18 protein-coding genes are annotated in these 17846 nt (G+C 58.4%); 8 read left to right on the forward strand and 10 right to left on the reverse strand.

What is annotated here, in order from left to right; genetic code table 11:
- Positions 1-180: 180 nt before the first annotated feature.
- The 6 genes from AC2FIM_RS11395 to AC2FIM_RS11420 form a co-directional block, all read right to left on the reverse strand.
- On the reverse strand, positions 181-843 hold the full coding sequence (locus AC2FIM_RS11395; protein WP_496732016.1) for a DUF2461 domain-containing protein: 663 nt from the start codon (positions 841-843) through the stop codon (positions 181-183).
- A 16-nt stretch (positions 844-859) separates the two neighbouring features.
- The gene (locus AC2FIM_RS11400; RefSeq protein ID WP_496679459.1) at positions 860-1204 is read right to left on the reverse strand and encodes a TfoX/Sxy family protein; all 345 of its coding nucleotides are present in this window, start codon (positions 1202-1204) and stop codon (positions 860-862) included.
- Positions 1204-1602, reverse strand: a complete 399-nt coding sequence (locus tag AC2FIM_RS11405; RefSeq protein WP_496679462.1) for an MAPEG family protein — start codon at positions 1600-1602, stop codon at positions 1204-1206. The genes AC2FIM_RS11400 and AC2FIM_RS11405 overlap by 1 nt, the downstream gene beginning before the upstream one ends.
- A 24-nt stretch (positions 1603-1626) precedes the next feature.
- Positions 1627-2013 carry a VOC family protein gene (locus AC2FIM_RS11410; RefSeq protein ID WP_496679467.1) on the reverse strand — a complete coding sequence of 129 codons (387 nt, stop codon included), beginning with the start codon at positions 2011-2013 and terminating at the stop codon, positions 1627-1629.
- Positions 2014-2080: 67 nt separating this feature from the next.
- A complete protein-coding gene (locus tag AC2FIM_RS11415; RefSeq protein ID WP_496708215.1) occupies positions 2081-3316 on the reverse strand; it encodes an RNA polymerase sigma factor in 1236 nt (411 codons plus the stop codon).
- A gap of 4 nt (positions 3317-3320) precedes the next feature.
- Entirely contained in the window at positions 3321-3692 is a 372-nt protein-coding gene (locus AC2FIM_RS11420; RefSeq protein WP_142638441.1) for a YciI family protein, read from the reverse strand.
- 158 nt (positions 3693-3850) lie between these two features.
- Between AC2FIM_RS11420 and AC2FIM_RS11425 the strand changes: the two genes are divergently transcribed.
- The 3 genes from AC2FIM_RS11425 to AC2FIM_RS11435 are packed head-to-tail and all read left to right on the forward strand — an operon-like array spanning position 3851 to position 6962.
- Positions 3851-5332 carry a DUF4153 domain-containing protein gene (locus tag AC2FIM_RS11425; protein ID WP_496732018.1) on the forward strand — a complete coding sequence of 494 codons (1482 nt, stop codon included), beginning with the start codon at positions 3851-3853 and terminating at the stop codon, positions 5330-5332.
- On the forward strand, positions 5329-6006 hold the full coding sequence (locus AC2FIM_RS11430; RefSeq protein ID WP_271950973.1) for a response regulator transcription factor: 678 nt from the start codon (positions 5329-5331) through the stop codon (positions 6004-6006). The genes AC2FIM_RS11425 and AC2FIM_RS11430 overlap by 4 nt, the downstream gene beginning before the upstream one ends.
- The gene (locus AC2FIM_RS11435) at positions 6003-6962 is read left to right on the forward strand and encodes a sensor histidine kinase (RefSeq protein WP_496708213.1); all 960 of its coding nucleotides are present in this window, start codon (positions 6003-6005) and stop codon (positions 6960-6962) included. Before AC2FIM_RS11430 ends, AC2FIM_RS11435 begins: the two co-directional genes overlap by 4 nt.
- 16 nt (positions 6963-6978) lie before the next feature.
- Here AC2FIM_RS11435 and AC2FIM_RS11440 read toward each other — a convergent pair whose 3' ends face one another.
- The 4 genes from AC2FIM_RS11440 to AC2FIM_RS11455 are packed head-to-tail and all read right to left on the reverse strand — an operon-like array spanning position 6979 to position 10202.
- On the reverse strand, positions 6979-7269 hold the full coding sequence (locus AC2FIM_RS11440) for a hypothetical protein (RefSeq protein WP_271950967.1): 291 nt from the start codon (positions 7267-7269) through the stop codon (positions 6979-6981).
- Entirely contained in the window at positions 7259-8311 is a 1053-nt protein-coding gene (locus tag AC2FIM_RS11445; RefSeq protein WP_271950964.1) for a hypothetical protein, read from the reverse strand. Before AC2FIM_RS11445 ends, AC2FIM_RS11440 begins: the two co-directional genes overlap by 11 nt.
- Positions 8308-8718: a DUF4383 domain-containing protein gene (locus tag AC2FIM_RS11450; protein ID WP_271950961.1), complete on the reverse strand. Its 411-nt coding sequence runs from the start codon at positions 8716-8718 to the stop codon at positions 8308-8310. Before AC2FIM_RS11450 ends, AC2FIM_RS11445 begins: the two co-directional genes overlap by 4 nt.
- Positions 8715-10202, reverse strand: a complete 1488-nt coding sequence (locus AC2FIM_RS11455) for an FAD-binding oxidoreductase (protein WP_271950959.1) — start codon at positions 10200-10202, stop codon at positions 8715-8717. Before AC2FIM_RS11455 ends, AC2FIM_RS11450 begins: the two co-directional genes overlap by 4 nt.
- Positions 10203-10769: 567 nt before the next feature.
- Between AC2FIM_RS11455 and AC2FIM_RS11460 the strand changes: the two genes are divergently transcribed.
- The 5 genes from AC2FIM_RS11460 to AC2FIM_RS11480 all read left to right on the forward strand — a co-directional run bounded on the left by AC2FIM_RS11460 (position 10770) and on the right by AC2FIM_RS11480 (position 17755).
- Positions 10770-12350, forward strand: a complete 1581-nt coding sequence (locus tag AC2FIM_RS11460; protein ID WP_185956712.1) for an ABC transporter substrate-binding protein — start codon at positions 10770-10772, stop codon at positions 12348-12350.
- 104 nt (positions 12351-12454) lie between these two features.
- Positions 12455-14020: an ABC transporter substrate-binding protein gene (locus AC2FIM_RS11465; RefSeq protein WP_496708212.1), complete on the forward strand. Its 1566-nt coding sequence runs from the start codon at positions 12455-12457 to the stop codon at positions 14018-14020.
- Between the two features lie 96 nt (positions 14021-14116).
- On the forward strand, positions 14117-15094 hold the full coding sequence (locus tag AC2FIM_RS11470; RefSeq protein ID WP_142638424.1) for an ABC transporter permease: 978 nt from the start codon (positions 14117-14119) through the stop codon (positions 15092-15094).
- The gene (locus AC2FIM_RS11475; RefSeq protein WP_496708210.1) at positions 15091-16041 is read left to right on the forward strand and encodes an ABC transporter permease; all 951 of its coding nucleotides are present in this window, start codon (positions 15091-15093) and stop codon (positions 16039-16041) included. The genes AC2FIM_RS11470 and AC2FIM_RS11475 overlap by 4 nt, the downstream gene beginning before the upstream one ends.
- 4 nt (positions 16042-16045) lie before the next feature.
- Positions 16046-17755, forward strand: coding sequence for an ABC transporter ATP-binding protein (locus AC2FIM_RS11480; RefSeq protein ID WP_496708209.1), 1710 nt, complete (start codon positions 16046-16048; stop codon positions 17753-17755).
- Positions 17756-17846 lie beyond the last annotated feature (91 nt).

Genomic DNA, 17846 nt, shown 5'->3' on the forward strand with positions numbered 1-17846 from the left:
AAAGCACCGTGGAAGCAAACGGGGCGAGAAAAACACTGTGACGGACCCGTAATAGATAATGCCAACCCGTAGGAAACGGGCAGCAATGTTGGTTACGCACCCTCGCTGCCTGACCCGCTCAACGTGAGACCCTTGGCGTTGAAGAAGGCGAAGGGATACCATGATCCTGTGTTAGGTCGGCTAGGTGCCAAGGGACTGCAAGGCCCGAAACACCGGGTGGAAGAGCTGAAATTGATTTAGACATTCTTCCCTAAGACCTGCCTGGGTTACGGTGGGTTGGGCGGTAAGATCCGTCCAAACGGTAAGCCCCTTGCGGCGCAGAAGGTCCAGATGGGGGTGATCACTCGCATAGCCTGACGGTCCGCGCTTCAACTCGGGCTCGCTGATCCTGACATTCCTGGCCGTAAGATCATTGATGATTGCCATGAGATCATTGCCCGCTGGTCCTGCTACGCCGGTCCGATACCTCTCTAGGGCTGCTTTTACATATTGGAAGACGCCGCACCCAAGGGACAGGCAATCCGGGGACAGCCCGAAATGCCAAAGCGGGGGCTGGTCTCCGCAATCCCAGGGTACGAAAGACATGCGCAGATGAGGATTATAGGGTGACTTGTCGTTTGAGAACCACACGTCTCGATGAATACGGTAGATCTTGGCCGAATGGGGCATGTGCGTCATTTCGGCCAGCGCCTGTGACATCTGAGCCGCAAATTGTTCTGCGGGCTGCTTGATCGCAGTCTCATAGATCTGATTGTTGGCGTGAAACCACTCGCGTCGGTTATTGGCTCGCAGATCAGAAAGAAACTGAAGGGCCTCGGGCGAAAAGCAGCGGAACTGATCCATCATCTTCTCCTGATATTCAACTTTTCGGCGGCAGGCTGGCGGCGTGCGCCAGGCACAGGCTCAGCCAGTCACCCAGCGCAGCCGGATCGCAGTTGGCCTCGTCTACAACGACAAACCCACCGAGTTTTCGCTTTCCGTGGACAATCGGGTTTGCAAACGGATTAGAAAGCGCCTCGGTCTCTTTGGCCTTGCCGACACGGAACATGAACCGTCCAAACCCGTCTTTGTCGCGGCGCGCGCCGCACAACATATTGCCGTTCAGAAAAAAGCAGGTGCCACCCATCATCCGCATTTCGGAAATTCCAATATGCGCCTCGAGGGCGAGGCGCATACGTTGATTCAGGTGTTCATCATTTGGCATCAGACTGATCCCACCAATTGCCAAAGAATTGACAGGGACAAGACGAGCATCACCAATGTTGTCAGTGCGGCACCGATCACCCGACCTTTGCCGTCGGGGGTGGAACGCAGGCTGACATAATGCACGGCGCGAGCCACCAACAGCACAAGACCGCATCCCCCGACCAGCCAGTCTGAGGCACCGGCAATCTCCGCCCCCGCCAAAGCCAGCAGGGCCAGTGGAACATATTCAGTAAAGTTCCCATGTGCCCGAATCCGCCGCAGCAGCTCGTCGTCATCCCCGTGCAGCAGTAAAACTCCGGTCTGGGATCGTCTGATGCCTACAAGAATTCCCATCGGAATACTCATAAGCACAAAGATTGCTGTAACAAGCAGAGCGATTTGCGGTGTGTGTTCCATGGGAATTCTCCTGTCTGCCCAAGATTAAGACGCCATGCTTTCATAAGTAATCAACGCAAACCGTGCGCCTTGTGGGTCGTTCAGAGTGGCCATCCGGCCGACCCCGGGCATATCTATGGCGTGTTGCAAGACTGAGGCTCCCTGTGCAACTGCGGCTGCTAGGCTGTTATCGACATCAGCAACCGTAAAATAGATCGTCCAGTTTCCATCCGTCTCGGGCATGGGCGAGAACCCTCCGATTGGCGTTTCACCAACCACCGCGGCGGCATAGCTTGACCCGTCCTGCATCGGCATCTCGTTAATGTTCCAGCCCAGCACATTTTTGTAGAATTGCTTGGCCTTGGTCTGGTCTGGCCCGGAATGCCCGATCCAGCCCGAGTTTCCAACGGTGGTCATGTCCAGAATGCTCATCTTTATCTCCCTTTGATTGCCCGCTGCATGCGGGACTGAACAAAGGACGCGTGAGGATCGGCCTTTCCTACAACTGGTTCAAATCTTTTTCACAGGCGGCGATTTCTTTCAGTACCGCCACACGTTCCGGTCCCGTCGGGCCGAGGTTCAGAACACGGTTAAGGGACTGGATCGCGGCGGGAAGATCGCCGATCTCTCGCAACATTGCCGCGCGCAAGGCATGGAACCAGCGATAAGACGCCAGATCATTCGCCACGGCATCCAACGCAACAAGCGTGCGGCGTGGGCCATGAACCCTGGACCCGGCGGCGATCTGGTTCAGGCGGATAACCGGCGAGGGCTGGAGGCGATAGAGCGCGGCATAATGCGCCTCGATCAGAGACCAGTCGGTATCTTCTGTCGATTTGGCATGCGCATGAACGGCGGCGATTGCGGCCTGAATACCGTAAACACCCACTTGGTTCAGCCGTTCGGCCTTTTGCATCAGGGCTGTCGCTTCGGCGATGTTGGCCTCGTCCCAAAGGGCCCTGTCCTGATCTTCCAGGGCTACAAGATCACCTTGATCGTCTAGCCGTGCTTCACGACGGGCATGTTGCAGAAGCAACAGGGCCAGCAGTGAAATCTGCTCGGCCATCGTCGGGAACAGGGCAACCAGCAGCCGGGCCAGACGTATCGCCTCATCGCATAGTTTGAGCCGGATTTGCACCGGGCCACCCGAGGTTGACCAGCCTTCGTTGAACATCAGGTAGATCATCAAAGACACTTCGCCCAAACGCGCAGCCCGCTCCTGTGGCGTGGGTGTTTCAAAAGCGACAGAACTTCCTGCGATCCTTTTCTTGGCGCGGGTAATTCGCTGTTCCATTGCCTTTGTACTGACAAGGAAACCACGGGCGATTTCTTCCACACGCAACCCGGCAACAATTTTTAGGGCCAGCGCAATCTGGTCTTGCCGGCTTAGGTCCGGGTGACAACAGATGAACAGCAGGCGCAGAACATCGTCGCGCAGCTCGTCCGGATCTGGTGGGTCATCAGCCATGGAATGAAATTCTTCCCTGTGGCGGGTCAGGATTGCGCTGCGGCGTTGGGATTTGCGCAAACCATCCAGCCCGGCATTACGGGCGGTGGTCAAAAGCCAAGCCAGCGGATCGCGCGGCGCGCCTTGTTTGCGCCATACGGTCAAGGCCTTTAGGCAGGCTTCGGCAAATGCATCTTCGGCAAGGTCGATGTTCCGGAAATACCGCGTCAGGGCCGCGATGGCCTGCGGGCGTTGCTGCAAGAACGTGGCCTCTAGCCAATCCGACACGCGGTCAATCCAAGGTCATCGACCCGCCTGCCCAAGCGGCGGGGCGGACCTCAAGCCGGGCAACAGGTGACGAGATCATTCGCGCATGTTCAAGCGCCTCATCCAGATCGTTGAACTCGGCCAGATATAAGCCCAGAAAACTTTCTTTCGTCTCAGCGAACGGGCCGTCGACGATCATAGGTTGCAGAGTCTCGGCAGCCGCGGGTTCGACTGTGACAGCCGTAGTCGGGGGCATCAGTTTGACGGACAGGAAATCCCCGCGCTGCCTGAGGGCATTCTGTAGCACCGTATGTCCTGCCATGACATCGTCCTGACGGTCCTGTGGCAACGCTTCGAACACACCCGCCTGACCATAGATCGAGATTGCATAGATCATTTTTACCTCCGCGATGTTGGTTTCATCCTGCTAGGACGCGCGAGCCTTTGCAAATCCGACACTCATTTCACCGATCTGCACAGTTTCTGCAGATCTTCTGCACCCGAGCTTCCCGACCTTTGGGTCAAACCAGTCCCTTAAAACACAAGAGGGAAGAAATGGCGCAGCAACTTATAATTTCTGGAGTTCCGAATTCTGTGGCGCTGGACGCTTGGTGGCTGTCGGAAGAGACAGTGATTTCAGGCACCAAGGGCCCGCCGGGTTCAACCCCGGCGTTTGCCACCGATGGTCGCGCATGGCGCGTGATCGGGTTTATCTTGCTGGTCGCGCTGGCGGATTACCTGTTCTGGGGACATCAGGCGGGTGTGTCTCTAGCGGTCTTTGCTGTGGCGGTCTTTTTGTGCGGCCTGCCCGCGGATCGGTTTGGCAAAGGGGTGCTTATGCCCGCAACGGTTTTGGTGCTGAGTGTTTTGCCGATCGTGGATTTCGTTCAACCATTATCGGTCGCGTTTCTTTTGTCCGGGCTCGTCCTTGCGATTGTCTGGGTCAGGCACCCGAAAGGCCAGGTTCTGGAACTGCTTTTGCTGGCGCTGGGGTTTCTGACTGATCTTCCAAAGAATTGGCTTGGCCCGGTCCGCGCGATACCCGGCCTGAAAACCACGATTGTCAACGATGCCGGAGGCGGCTGGACGCGGGTTCGGCAGTTCCTGCGCAACTGGGGTCTGCCGATTGGCGGGACGATGGTTTTTGTTACCCTGTTGGCCGAGGCGAACCCGGTATTCCAATCCCTTGTCACGCCGGATATCGCTTTCGGTCAACTGCTGCAGCGCGCCATGTTCTGGGGCGGGATTGCGCTGATCATCTGGCCGTTTGTTGATAACCACCCGCTTCGCGGACTGAACCCGCGACCATTCGCAGGCCCTCAGACGATCCCCGGCCTCAACGGTGGTTCGGTCCTGCGGGCGCTCTGGGTGTTCAATGCACTGATTGGTGTTCAGACTGTGCTGGACCTGTCGATTCTGCTGGGCGGGGCCTCATTGCCCGAGGGGATGAGCTATGCAACCTATGCCCATCGCGGCGCATATCCGTTGCTGGTAACGGCGCTGCTGGCCGGTGCATTCGCCCTGGCAGCGCGGCCGTTTCTGGATGAAAATCGGGTGCTGAAACCGCTGATGGTGTTGTGGCTGGCACAAAATGTGGCTCTGTGCGGTGCGGCATTGATGCGCCTGGATTTATATGTCGGCACCTATGGCCTGACCTACCTGCGTATCTATGCGCAGATCTGGATGGGTCTTGTTGCGGCAGGTCTGGCGCTGGTTGGGTGGCAAATAGCGTTCAGGAAATCCAATAGTTGGTTGATCGCGCGAACCGGCATTCTGAGCGTTCTGGTCCTCTATTGCGCCAGTTTTGTGAATTTTGCCCATGTGATCGCGACCCGAAACCTGAAACTGTCCGAACCGGACTATGCCTATCTGTGTTCGTTGGGGCCCATGACCGGGATGCATATCAGCTACGGGTATCCGAATTCGTTGTGCTATTTTGAAGCCGACCCGATCAACAGCTGGCAGGAATGGGGCTTTCGAAAGTGGCGCCTGTCCCGCTATGGTGCCGATCTGAGCAGTATCGGTCCGGGTATATGAATATCTTAGTTGTCGATGATGATCCGCGGTTGCGTGAAGTTGTGCGTCTGGGGCTGGAACGCGCTGGCTACAGCGTTTCGACCGCCGCCAACGGTCAGGAAGCCGTAATCAGCACGTTTCGCGACGAACCGGACCTGATCGTTCTGGATGTTGGCCTGCCCGAACTGGATGGCTTTGCCGTATGCCAGAAAATTCGAACCCGTTCGGACGTCCCGATCCTGTTCCTGACCGCCCGCGATGATGAGGTCGACCGGATTCTGGGGCTGGAGCTTGGGGCCGATGACTACGTGACCAAGCCTTTTAGCCCGCGCGAACTGGTGACGCGGGTCAAGGTGATCCTAAGGCGCACCAATCGCATTGTGGCGGCGCCGGGAAATCTGCGGCACGGCCCCTTGACCTTGGACCGGACCGCAAGACTCTGTGCTTGCCACGACACGGAAATTGCCCTGACCGGTACTGAGTTTCAGATCATGGTGATGTTGATGGAAACACCGGGTCGTCTTGTTCCCCGCACGGCCCTGATTGCCGAGATTTGGGGCGCGCGCAGCCAGGTCTCGGACAGGACCTTGGACAGCCACCTTCGGAACCTGCGGAACAAATTTGCGCAGGTTGGTTTGTCGGACTCCGTGGAAACCGTACATGGTCAGGGTATCCGGATGAGGAGGCTGGGGTGACCCGGCGCTGGCGGCCTTCATTGGCATTTGTGCTGGGCGGTGCGCTGGTCGGGACATTGGGTCTGTCATTCGCGGGGCTGGTGGCCCTGCGTTATTTGGGTCCTGAATTCGGCTTTCGGAACTCTGCCCTGGTTCTGGGCGGAGTGATCTTTCTTGCAACATCGGGGCTGGGCTGGTTGCTGGTACGGTTGCTGCTGCGTCCAATCAAAGCCTTGCAGGCCTATGCCGGGGCGCAAGAGGCCGGAGCCCGCGCCGTGCCAATCCGGCATTTCGGCACCAAAGAGCTTCACCAGACCGCAACTCAGGTCGTCACCATGGCCGAGGCGCTGCGTGACCGTGAGGCGACCATCCGGTCTTATACCGATCACGTCACGCATGAGTTGAAATCGCCGGTAACCGCAATCCGCGCGGCGGTTGAGATGCTACAGGACACCCCGGATGGCAGCGATGACTCCAAAGCCCTAATCGCGCAGATCGACGGGGCGCGTCAGCAGATCGAAACCCAGCTTGCAGCACTTCGGGATGCCGCCCGCGCGCGCGAGGCCCGATATGTCGGGGCAAGCACCCTGCGCGATGCGTTGCCAGGGGCGCTTCCGATTGAGCTAAACCTGTCCGGGGCGGATGAGGTCGCATTCCCGATCTCGGCCGAGGGGTTGCGGATCGTTTTGGGCCATATTCTGCAAAATGCCAAAGATCACGGGGCCAGCGCGGTTGATCTGCGCGCCTCAGAGGCTGGAAACACGGTTATTCTGACCGTGTCCGACAATGGGGCGGGGATTTCGCCCGGTAACGTCGACCGCGTGTTCGATCCATTCTTTACCACCCGCCGGGAAAGCGGCGGGACCGGTATGGGTCTGGCTATTGTCCGTAACATCCTGTCTGCGCATCGCGGTGAAATCGAAAACCTGCCCGCCCCATGTGGCGCGCGGTTTGATCTGAGCTTTCAGAGGCTCTGACCCGCGCAGATATCCGTTACTGCGCCGGAAGCGGAAGGCATCCGGGCAGCCCCGCTGGCAGGACCAGCCGCGCCCCTTGCCGGTAAAGCGATTGGGCAAACCCGCTGCTCTCAGATGTGACCGTCACGCTGATCCCGGATGTCCCGATGACCGCTGCATCATCGGCCAGGTTCTGCATTAACCCCTGTGAAGGAAAGACCACGACATAGGCCGGGGCCTCATCCGTTATCAATGCGACGACGACAAGAACCGACAGCCAGCCAAGCACCATAAGCGGGATGGCTGTCAGGAGCGATCTAATAGTCATGGATATGCTCAAGCGTCAGGTTGTCCCCCTGGATCTGGCGCAGACGCTGAGAGAGGTCCGGAACCTTGACCAGTATCAGATGACGATAGTCCCCGAACCCTTGTCGTTGGGCGCTGAAGATTGCATCCGGCGCAGTTGGTTGGTCCGACAGGGCGGTGAACAGAATGTCGTCATTGCCAGCGATCTCGACAATCTCGACCCCCGCGCTGGCCATTTCCGCCAGTAGGTTGGTCAGGGTGCGGTAGCGTGGCGTTTCGACCTCAAACCCGTTCGGGCCTTCAGAGATAAACTTCACGCCGGGATAGGCAGACAGGCTGTCTGCACTGGCACCGGTGATGATCATCCGCAGCGTCAACTCATCAGCGCCGACCTGCGCAACTGCCTGTTCGATCACGCCCGCATAGGCCTGTTTGGCACCGTATTCCAAACCCAGCGCAATCGCTCTCTCGCTGTCGCGCAGGGTGCCGCTGTTTTGGTCGCTTAGGCTCTGGGCGTCGTCGGCGAAGGGCCATTTATACCAGGGAACCTGTTGCAGGAACGCGGCATAGGCGGCGGCCTGCTGTGCCGACACATCATCCAGCGGCGCCCGTTGCGAGCCCCGCAAGACAGTGGCCAGCCGACCGAGGGTTTCCTCATAGGCGGCCTTCAGCGCCAGTTCAGCGGAAAAGCTGGCACCGATCACATAGACCATCTGTTTGGTGGCCCCATCAACCTGACCGAGAGCGGAGGCGGTCCGATTCAGATCGCAGAGCGACCCCCAAAACCCGGTGATACTGCTCCAGAACCCGTAATCATGGGGATCGCCGGTGCGCAGAACCTCGGCGTAATCCTCATAGGCGTGGACAATGTGCCACTCGGGATAAGTCATCAGCGTGCGGGTTTCGGCCCGGTGATGTGCCGGGTCGATCAGGGCGGTATAAGCCGGGGGCTGACCCGTACCACGGCAGCTTGTTTCCACATAGAGGATCGGAGCAGCCAGCGCGATCCCGGCGAGGATCAACACCAGAATCAGCCGTTTGGTCCACCGCAGCAAGAACCTCATGCGGTGTGTCTCCGGTCCCGCAGCCCGGCCCAGGCGGCAACGCCGCCAAGCGCCAGATGTGGCAGGTTGGCAAACAGGCGAGGCAGGGACAATTCCGACCCGGCCGATGGGTTTGTAAAGATACCCAGATCAAGATAGCCATAACCGGTGAAAAACCCGAACACACCGTCCCCCAGATAAGCCAGCCCGAACAGGATCAGAAAGCTGCGAGCCGCGCGGTGTGACAACAGCCCGGCGATCAGCGCCCAAAGGGCCGAGGCCACGTGCAGCGCATCGTCATAGATATCCAGTGCGAAAATGCCAAAGGCCAGACCATCCTGATCCGTCAGGCCAGGAACATAGTTCAGCGATGCCGCAATCATCAGCGCGACAAAGTAAACCAGACAGAGTTTTTGAAGGTTGCTCATAGACGCCCCAGATAGCTGTCCCAAAGGTTGTTCCGCAGAACCAGTTGCGGATCAAGCTCTCGTTTTGCCTGCGCAAACCCTTCCGCATTGGGGTAGGCTGCAGTCAGTTGATCCAGTGTCGCATGTGGCCTGTACGGCAGGTAATAGGTTCCGCCAATCGCCACGATCCCGTCGATCAGCGCCCGGGTCATCCGCGCCATGTCGGCTTCGCCGCGTTCGGTCAGCTCCTGGCTGAACGACATGACAGCGGCGATCCGGGGCTGGCTTGCATAAGACAGAACCGCCTGATCGTCCTGTGCGACATAGCGCAGCGTTACGTTCAGAAACTCTTGATACGAGGCCGGAATTACCGCGCGACACACTGATAAGAAATCGTCGAACGCATCGAACCCTACGAAATACTCGTGCAGGATGTCGGTCCGGTCCGGGTTGCGGTCGTCCAGAGTCACAACCGGTTCGTTGATCAAAGTGTTCCGCGTCGCCTCACGCGAACCCAGCGCTGGGCCCAGCCGTGTTTCATTCCACCAACGGAAGGATTTGAAGGGCTCGCTGCCCAGTTGAGCCCGGTACAGACGGCTGGCCGCATGCGACATCCACCCCGACCCGGACGCTGGTGGCAGGTCCGACTGGTCCGAGCCTTCGCGATATGTCACCAATAGCGATTTCTCGAAAAAAGCATCGCGTTCAACATTCAGGCGGCCATAGGCCATTGTGACCGCCGGGTCGTCAATCGCCGCACGAAAGGCCGAGGCAAACGCTCCTGCTTCCAGAATGTCGAATCCCGGCGTCAGGCGTGAATTTGGAACCATCTCGACCTCAAGGTCCACGATCACGCCTATCAACCCGTACCCGCCCATCGCCAGATTGAACAGCTCGGTGTTCTCGGTGGGCGAACAGGTCACCAACTCACCCGAGGGCAGGATCATGCGCAACGACCGGACCGTCGCCCCCATCGGGCCAAAGGGAACCGGCCAGCCATGTGCATTGACCGAATAAGTGGCGGCGACACCGAAATCATTATTTGACTGCATGACTTTGGGGGACCAGCCTGCGGGATCAAGCGCTGCGATGACCTGCGACCAGCGGGCTCCGGCATGGGTCAGATAGGTCCCGGCTGAACCGTCGATCTGAACCGATCCATTGTTAAAGGTAATCGCTGTGCCGTTGCGGGGAATGGCTTGCCCACCCATGGAATGCCGCGCGGCCCCAATGTTGACCGGGCGTCCTTCTGACTTGGCCTCCGAAAGCTCTTGCCGGATGGCGGCGATCAGCGTGTCTCCGGGGTCATCGCTGAGCACCAGATGTTTGTGGATCGGTGTCGGTGACAGTCCGCTGGCGTCATTCATAACTTTGTCGCCGGTTTCCGCAAATGTCCTTCTTGTGCCTTCATAGACAGGAAGGTCCGGTCCCAGCCACCGCGACGCTGCCCACCCTGCCAACCCTCCGCCGGCAAACAAGGCCGCCCTTCTGGTAAATGTTTTCATCTTTCGATTTCTCCCGAAGTTAACTGGGACATCTGATCGAGAATGCTTTTAAGCGCAGTTTGAAATGCCTGCGGGCCTCAATCCGCGGTATGTGCCTGACCCCTGCCAAGGTGTCCATTTGGGCATCGGGTCAAAGAATGTGCAAGTCCATGGCCTGCTGTACCGGCGCAAAGGTGTCCTAGTTGCCCCGGATCAGGCCGACGGGTACCTTCAGCATGGCGATGCGCCATGTTCAGCAGATTCGGGCAAGGTCCAAGGACCAGTTTTTTGACCGCAAGTGGCTCGAAACTTGACTTCATTCCCGGAATGTTCAACCGGAAGGCATGTTTTGAAAACTGCGGAAATCCGTACTTGTAAGACAGTCAGCGGCCACAGCTTGGCGTAAGCTTTCCGCTACGTAAGTTCATGCGCGCACGGCAGATTTGCGTCGGGGCATCCGCCAAACTGCCGTTTTTATGCTCAATCAGGTGTTGCAACTGTAACGATGATCTGGATGATCAGGACCACCAAGGCCGTAAAAATGGTCTGTCGTCCAAAGGACGATGTTAACAAAAAGGGGAGTTACAAATGATTCTAAGAAACCTGATGATCGCTGCAAGTGCGACGGCGCTGATGGCGGCGGGCGCTTCGGCGGAAACGCTGCGCTGGGCGCGGGCCGGTGATGCGCTGACGCTGGATCCGCATTCGCAGAATGAAGGTCCGACGCACACCGTGCGACACCAGATTTACGAGCCTCTGATCATCCGCGACGTGACCGGTGCATTCGAGCCCGCGCTGGCGACCGAGTGGGGCCCCAAGGCCGATGACCCGAATGTTTGGGTCTTCAAGCTGCGCGAAGGCGTGAAATTCCATGACGGTGCGGACTTCAACGCCGAAGATGTGGTGTTCAGCTTTACCCGTGCCAAGCAACCTAATTCCGACATGAAAGAGCTGATCGGCTCGATCGTCGAAGTGCGTGCAGTTGACGATTTCACCGTCGAGATTGTCACAGATGGTCCGAACCCGATCCTGCCGTCGAACCTGACAAACCTGTTCATTCTGGACAAGGGCTGGGCCGAGTCGAATGACACCGTCAATGTTCAGGATTTCGAAGGTGGCGAAATCACCTATGCCACCACCAATGCCAACGGAACGGGTCCCTATGTTCTTCAAAGCCGCGAGCCTGACATCAAGACGGTGATGGTGCGCAACGACAACTATTGGGGCATCGACCAGTTCCCGATGGAAGTGACCGAGATCATCTATACCCCGATCCAGAACGCTGCGACCCGCGTTGCGGCGATGCTGTCGGGTGAGGTGAACTTCCTCCAGGATATGCCGGTGCAGGACATTGAACGCGTCAATGGTGTCGACGGTCTGATGGTCAAGCAAGCCCCGCAGAACCGGGTGATCTTCTTTGGTATGAACCAGGGTGCCGATGACATCGAGGCGGATAACGTGGACGGCAAGAACCCTCTGGCCGATGTGCGCGTGCGTCAAGCGATGTCGATGGCGATTAACCGTGATGCGATCAAGCAGGTCGTGATGCGCGGCCAGTCGCAGCCTGCAGGCATGATCGCACCGCCCTTCGTGAATGGCTGGACCTCTGACATGGACGGCGAATCCTCCACCGATCTGGCCAAGGCCAAGGAACTGATGGCAGAGGCAGGTTATGGCGATGGCTTCTCGCTTCGGCTGGACTGCCCGAATGATCGGTACATCAACGATGAAGCTATCTGTCAGGCGGCTGTTGGGATGCTGGGCCAGATCGGCGTGACCGTGAATCTGGACGCCAAGCCCAAGGCGCAGCATTTCCCGCTGATCACCGATGGCAAGACAGATTTCTACATGCTGGGTTGGGGTGTGCCGACATATGACTCGGAATACATCTTCAACTTCCTTGTTCATGGACGCGAAGATGACATCGGCACGTGGAACGGCACCGGTTATCAGGACGATGCGCTGGACGGGAAGATCAAGTCGCTTGCCTCGAATACCGATCTTGACGCTCGGAATGCCGACATCGCCGACATCTGGCGGGTGGTGCAGGACGAAGCGCTTTACATCCCCATTCATCACCAGGTTTTGAACTGGGGTATGGCCGACGGTGTGGGCATCGAAGTGGATGCCGAAGATCAGCCCAAGGTCAAATACTTCACTCTGAACTAAGCCATTCAGATCAGTGATTTGGCAGGGCGCGGTTTCGCGCCCTGCCTTTTGCGCTATTGTTAAGCGCAACACCGCATCGCGGGGCAAAAAAGGGAGATTTCGCCATGACCCTCAGGAACAGTGCCATTGCTTTGGCCTTGCTGGCCACCACCAGCGTTCAGGCTGCCGAATTCAAATGGGCCTCGACCACGGACCCGCAGACGATGGACCCGCACGCGGTCAACTCGGCCCCGGTTCTGGGGTTTCTGAACAATGTCTACGAAGGCCTCGTGCGTCGCGACAAGGACATGAGCGTTCAACCCGCGCTGGCCGTCAGCTGGGAGACGATTGGCGACGGCGAAGGCTGGCGCTTTAACCTGCGCGAGGGCGTGACCTTCCATGACGGCAGCAGCTTTGATGCGCAGGACGTTCTGTTCAGCTATCAGCGCGCCTCGGGCGAGGCGTCAGACACCCGCAGCTGGTTCGCGCCCATCAGCGAGGTGATCGTGGTCGACGACTATACGGTCGATTTCATGACGACTGCGCCGAACCCGTTATTCCCATCCTCAATCGCCAACTGGATGATCATGGATCAGGGCTGGGCCGAGGCCAATGACGCAGCGGTGCCCGACAAAGAGGTCGGGAATTACGCCACCCTGAACGCCAACGGCACAGGCGCCTTCAAACTTGCGGCACGAGAGCCCGGCCTGCGCACGGTTCTTGAGCCCTTTGACGGCTGGTGGGATCAGGCCGACCACAACATCACAAGTGCTGAGTTCACTCCGATCCAAAACCCGGCGACAGCGGTTGCAGCCTTGTTGTCAGGCGATGTGGACATGATCAACCCGGTGCCGATTCAGGACGTGGCGCGCCTGAAGGAAAACGGGGATGTCGACGTCATTCAGGGGATCGAGGCACGGGTCATCATGTTGGGGTTCGATCATCAGGCCGAGGTGCTTAAATACACCGACGATGCGGGCAAACCGAACCCGTTCCGTGACCCGCGCGTCCGCAAGGCAGTGGCACAGGCGGTCAATGTGGATGCCATTCTTGCGACTATCATGCGGGGGAATGCCGAAGCGGCCTCGCAATTGGTCAGCCCGGCGATGAGTGGTTATTCCGAGGCGAATGCAGACCGTCCCGCCTTTGATGTCGATGCCGCCAGGGCCCTGCTGACCGAGGCGGGCTATGCGGATGGCTTCTCGTTCGGGCTGAAATGCCCCAATGACCGCTATCTGAATGATGAGGCCGTTTGCCAGGCGGTTGTCAGCATGCTGGCCCAGATCGGGATCACTGCGGAACTGGATGCCATGCCGGTCCGTAACTACTGGCCGGAACTCAGGGAAGGCAAATACGATATGTACCTGCTGGGCTGGAGCCCCGGTACATTTGATGCCGAACACCCCGTGCGCTTCCTTGTGGCTACCCCAAACGAAGAGAAAAAGCTGGGCAGCTGGAATTTCGGCGGATTTTCGAACGCGCGGGTGGATGAGCTGCTGCCGATGATCCAGTCCGAGTTGGATGCGGGCAAACGGCAGGCGATGCTGGATGAGGTCACGCAGATCATTCAGGACGAACAGGTCTATTTGCCGATGTATGTGCAACCTCTGGTCTGGGGCACACGCAGCAATGTCGAACTGACGCAGCGCCCGGACAACTTCTTTCTGCTGCGCTGGGTAACGGTGAACTGAAACCGGGGCGGGGCCAGAAAACGCTAGCTTGCGTTAGCGGTATCTTGACCACCCCGCCCGGGCCTGCATAGACAGTCCGATCAACGAGGAAAACGAATGTTCGCTTATATTGTCCAAAGGATGTTCCAATCCGTGATCGTGCTGCTGATCGTGGGTCTGGTTGCCTTTTCGATGTTCCGCTTTGTCGGTGATCCGATCGACAACATGCTGGGGCAGGAACGTACGCAGGCCGATATCGACCGGCTGCGGTCCGATCTTGGTCTGGATCAGCCGTTTCCGGTGCAATATTTCAAGTTCCTGCAAGGCGCGGTGCAGGGCAATTTTGGCGTGTCCTACCGGCAAGGCCGACCGGTTTCGACCATCATAGCCGAACGCGCGCCCGCGACATTGGAACTGGCCTTTGTGTCGGGCTTTCTGGCCATCACCCTTGGCATCGCGCTGGGCGTTTTCACAGCGATTCGACGACAGGGGGTGGCGGCGAATATCATCATGACCGTGTCGTTGATCGGGGTTTCCCTGCCAACCTTCCTAATCGGGATATTGCTGATCTATATATTCTCGGTTGAATTGGATCTTTTACCCAGCTTTGGGAGGGGCGAGACCGTTATGATTGGCGGCTGGTCCACGGGGTTCCTGACAACCTCGGGGCTCAAGGCGCTGATCCTGCCGGCGATCACGCTGGGCCTGTATCAGATGACGCTGATCATGCGGCTGGTGCGGTCGGAAATGCTTGAGGTCCTGCGTGCCGACTATGTCCGTTTTGCACGTGCGCGTGGGCTGTCGGACCGGGTGATCAATTTTCGCCACGCGCTGAAAAATACGCTGGTGCCGGTGATCACCATCACCGGGTTGCAGCTGGGCTCGATCATCGCCTTTGCCATCATCACCGAGACGGTGTTTCAGTGGCCCGGTGTGGGCCTGCTGTTCATAAATGCGATCCAGTTTGTCGATATCCCTGTCATGGCCGCCTATCTGATGCTGATCTCGGTCATGTTCGTGTCGATCAATCTGATCGTCGATCTTTTGTACTATGCCATTGACCCGCGCCTGCGTGTCGACGCGAGGGCCACATGACCGATACTTCTGAAACTTCGAGACAAGTGCCCAAATCACGACTGGCCCAGTTCTGGGACAGCGATTTCGCATGGTCCTTCCGGAATTCACCCGTGGCGATGGTTGCCTCATTTGTTGTGGTCCTGCTGGTGCTGGCGGCAATACTGGCCCCGCTGATTGCGCCGCATAACCCGTTTGATCCGGCAACGCTGAACCTGATGAACGGATTTACACCGCCGGGCACGCCGAATGCCTTTACGCAGGACACGTTCCTGCTGGGCACCGACGATCAGGGGCGCGATGTGTTCTCGACCATCCTCTATGGGATGCGCATATCCCTGTTTGTCGGCGCTGCGGCGGTGCTGCTGGCGCTGATCATCGGAGTTGTTCTGGGGCTGGTCGCGGCCTATTTCGGCGGCTGGGTCGAGACGCTGATCATGCGGGTCGCAGATGTGCAGCTGACCTTTCCGGCCATTCTGGTCGCCATGCTGATCTTTGGCATCGCCAAAGGCGTGACCCCACCCGAATATCGTGACGAGATGGCGATCTATGTACTGATCATCGCCATTGCCCTGTCCGACTGGGTGCAGTTTGCCCGGGTCGTCCGCGGTGCTGCGTTGGTGGAAAAGAACAAGGAATACGTGCAGGCCGCCCGCCTGATCGGGCGCGGTTCTTTCCCGATCATGTTCCGCCACATCCTGCCCAATGTACTCAGCCCGGTTCTGGTCATCGCCACGATCTCACTGGCGCTGGCGATCATTGCCGAAGCAACGCTGAGCTTCCTCGGCGTAGGGGCACCACCAACCCAGCCGTCATTGGGCACGCTGATCCGTATCGGGCAGGGCTTCCTGTTCTCGGGTGAGTGGTGGATCTTGTTCTTCCCGGCCTGCACCCTGTTGGCGCTGGCCCTGTCTGTGAACCTGCTGGGCGACTGGCTGCGCGATGCACTGAACCCCAAGCTGCGGTGATTTCATGAGCCTTCTGACGATCAATGACCTGACGGTCGAATTCCCCACCCGCCGCAAATTGTTCACAGCCGTGGACCATGTGGACCTGTCGGTTGAACCCGGAGAAATCCACGGCTTGGTTGGCGAATCCGGGGCCGGTAAATCCACCATTGGCGCGGCCATCATGGGATTGTTGGATCGCCCCGGCCGTATTGCCAGCGGCACGATCCAGCTGAGCGGTGACCAGATCAGTGGTCTGGATGCCGAGGCGATGCGGGGGTTGCGCGGCAAAAAGATCTCGATGATCTTTCAGGACCCGCTGACCTCGCTGAACCCGTTATTCACCGTGCGCGAACAACTGACCGAGACCATTCAGGCCCATCTGGGCGGCACGGATGCCGAGGCGAACCAACGCGCGCGCGACCTGATTGACCGGGTTGGCATTCCTGATCCGGACACGCGGTTGGACCAGTATCCGCACCAGTTCTCGGGCGGGATGCGGCAGCGTGTGGTCATCGCACTTGCCTTGTGTACCGAACCGGATGTGATCATCGCGGATGAGCCGACCACGGCGCTGGACGTCTCGGTTCAGGCGCAGATTCTGGACCTGATCAAAGAACTGGCGCGGGAACGTCAGGTGGGCGTCATCCTGATCACCCACGACATGGGTGTGATCGCGGACACGACGGACAAGGTGACAGTGATGTATGCGGGCAAGGTTGTCGAAACCGGCCCGACCGCGCAGGTGATGGGGCAGCCCACCCATGAATACACCAAATCGCTGATCGCTGCCGTGCCGCGCCCGACCCTGAAACTGCATCGCTTTCCCCAGATCAGCTATGGTGGACGCGAGACACGCTTTGCCATCGAAGACATGGCCCGCCACTGGCCCAAGGTGGATAATGACACCAGCAAACCGGTGTTCGAGATCCGCAACCTGACCAAGAAGTTCCTGCAGCGCAAAGGCCTGCTGCCCTGGGACCGCACCTATTTCACCGCCGTTGACGAGGTAAGTTTCGACATCCGCGCAGGTGAGGTGTTTGGCGTTGTGGGTGAATCCGGCTCGGGCAAGTCGACTGTCGCACGGATGATTGCAGGGTTGTACCCTGTGGATGGCGGCACGATTACATTCGACGGGCAGGTGGTCAGCGATCTGACCAATCGGACCGCGCTGGATGCCTATCGCAAGAACATCCAGATGATCTTTCAGGACCCGTATTCCTCGCTCAATCCCCGTATGCGGGTGGATGAGATCGTGGCCGAGCCGATCCGCCATCACAGGTTGATGGAAGGTGCAGTTATCAAACGCCGCGTCGATGAGTTGTTGGATCAGGTGGGACTCGGCCATGAGGCCGGGCAGAAATACCCGCATGAATTCTCGGGCGGACAGCGGCAACGTATCTCGATTGCACGTGCGCTGGCCACGCAACCGCGATTCCTGATTTGTGACGAGCCAACCAGTGCGCTGGACGTGTCCATTCAGGCGCAGATTCTGAACATCTTGAAGGACCTGCAGGAACATCTGGGCCTGACCCTGCTGTTCATCAGTCATGACCTGCCGGTGGTACGTCAGATGTGCGACCGAGTGGCAGTGATGAAACAGGGCCAAATTGTCGAGTTGCAGGAAACCAATAACTTGTTCGCCAACCCCCAGACGGATTATGCCCGCGAATTGTTGCGCCTGATGCCCAGGCTTGATGACCTGTCGACCGAGGGGTTGGACGCCGAATCCTGAGTCAGTGACGATTCCAGTATTGGCGGTATGACGGAAGGTCCGTCAATATGGCGATAGTTTTGACGTTTTCGTCAAGATTGCCTCTGCAGAT

The organism is Ruegeria sp. CDSC052 (genome assembly GCF_059610685.1).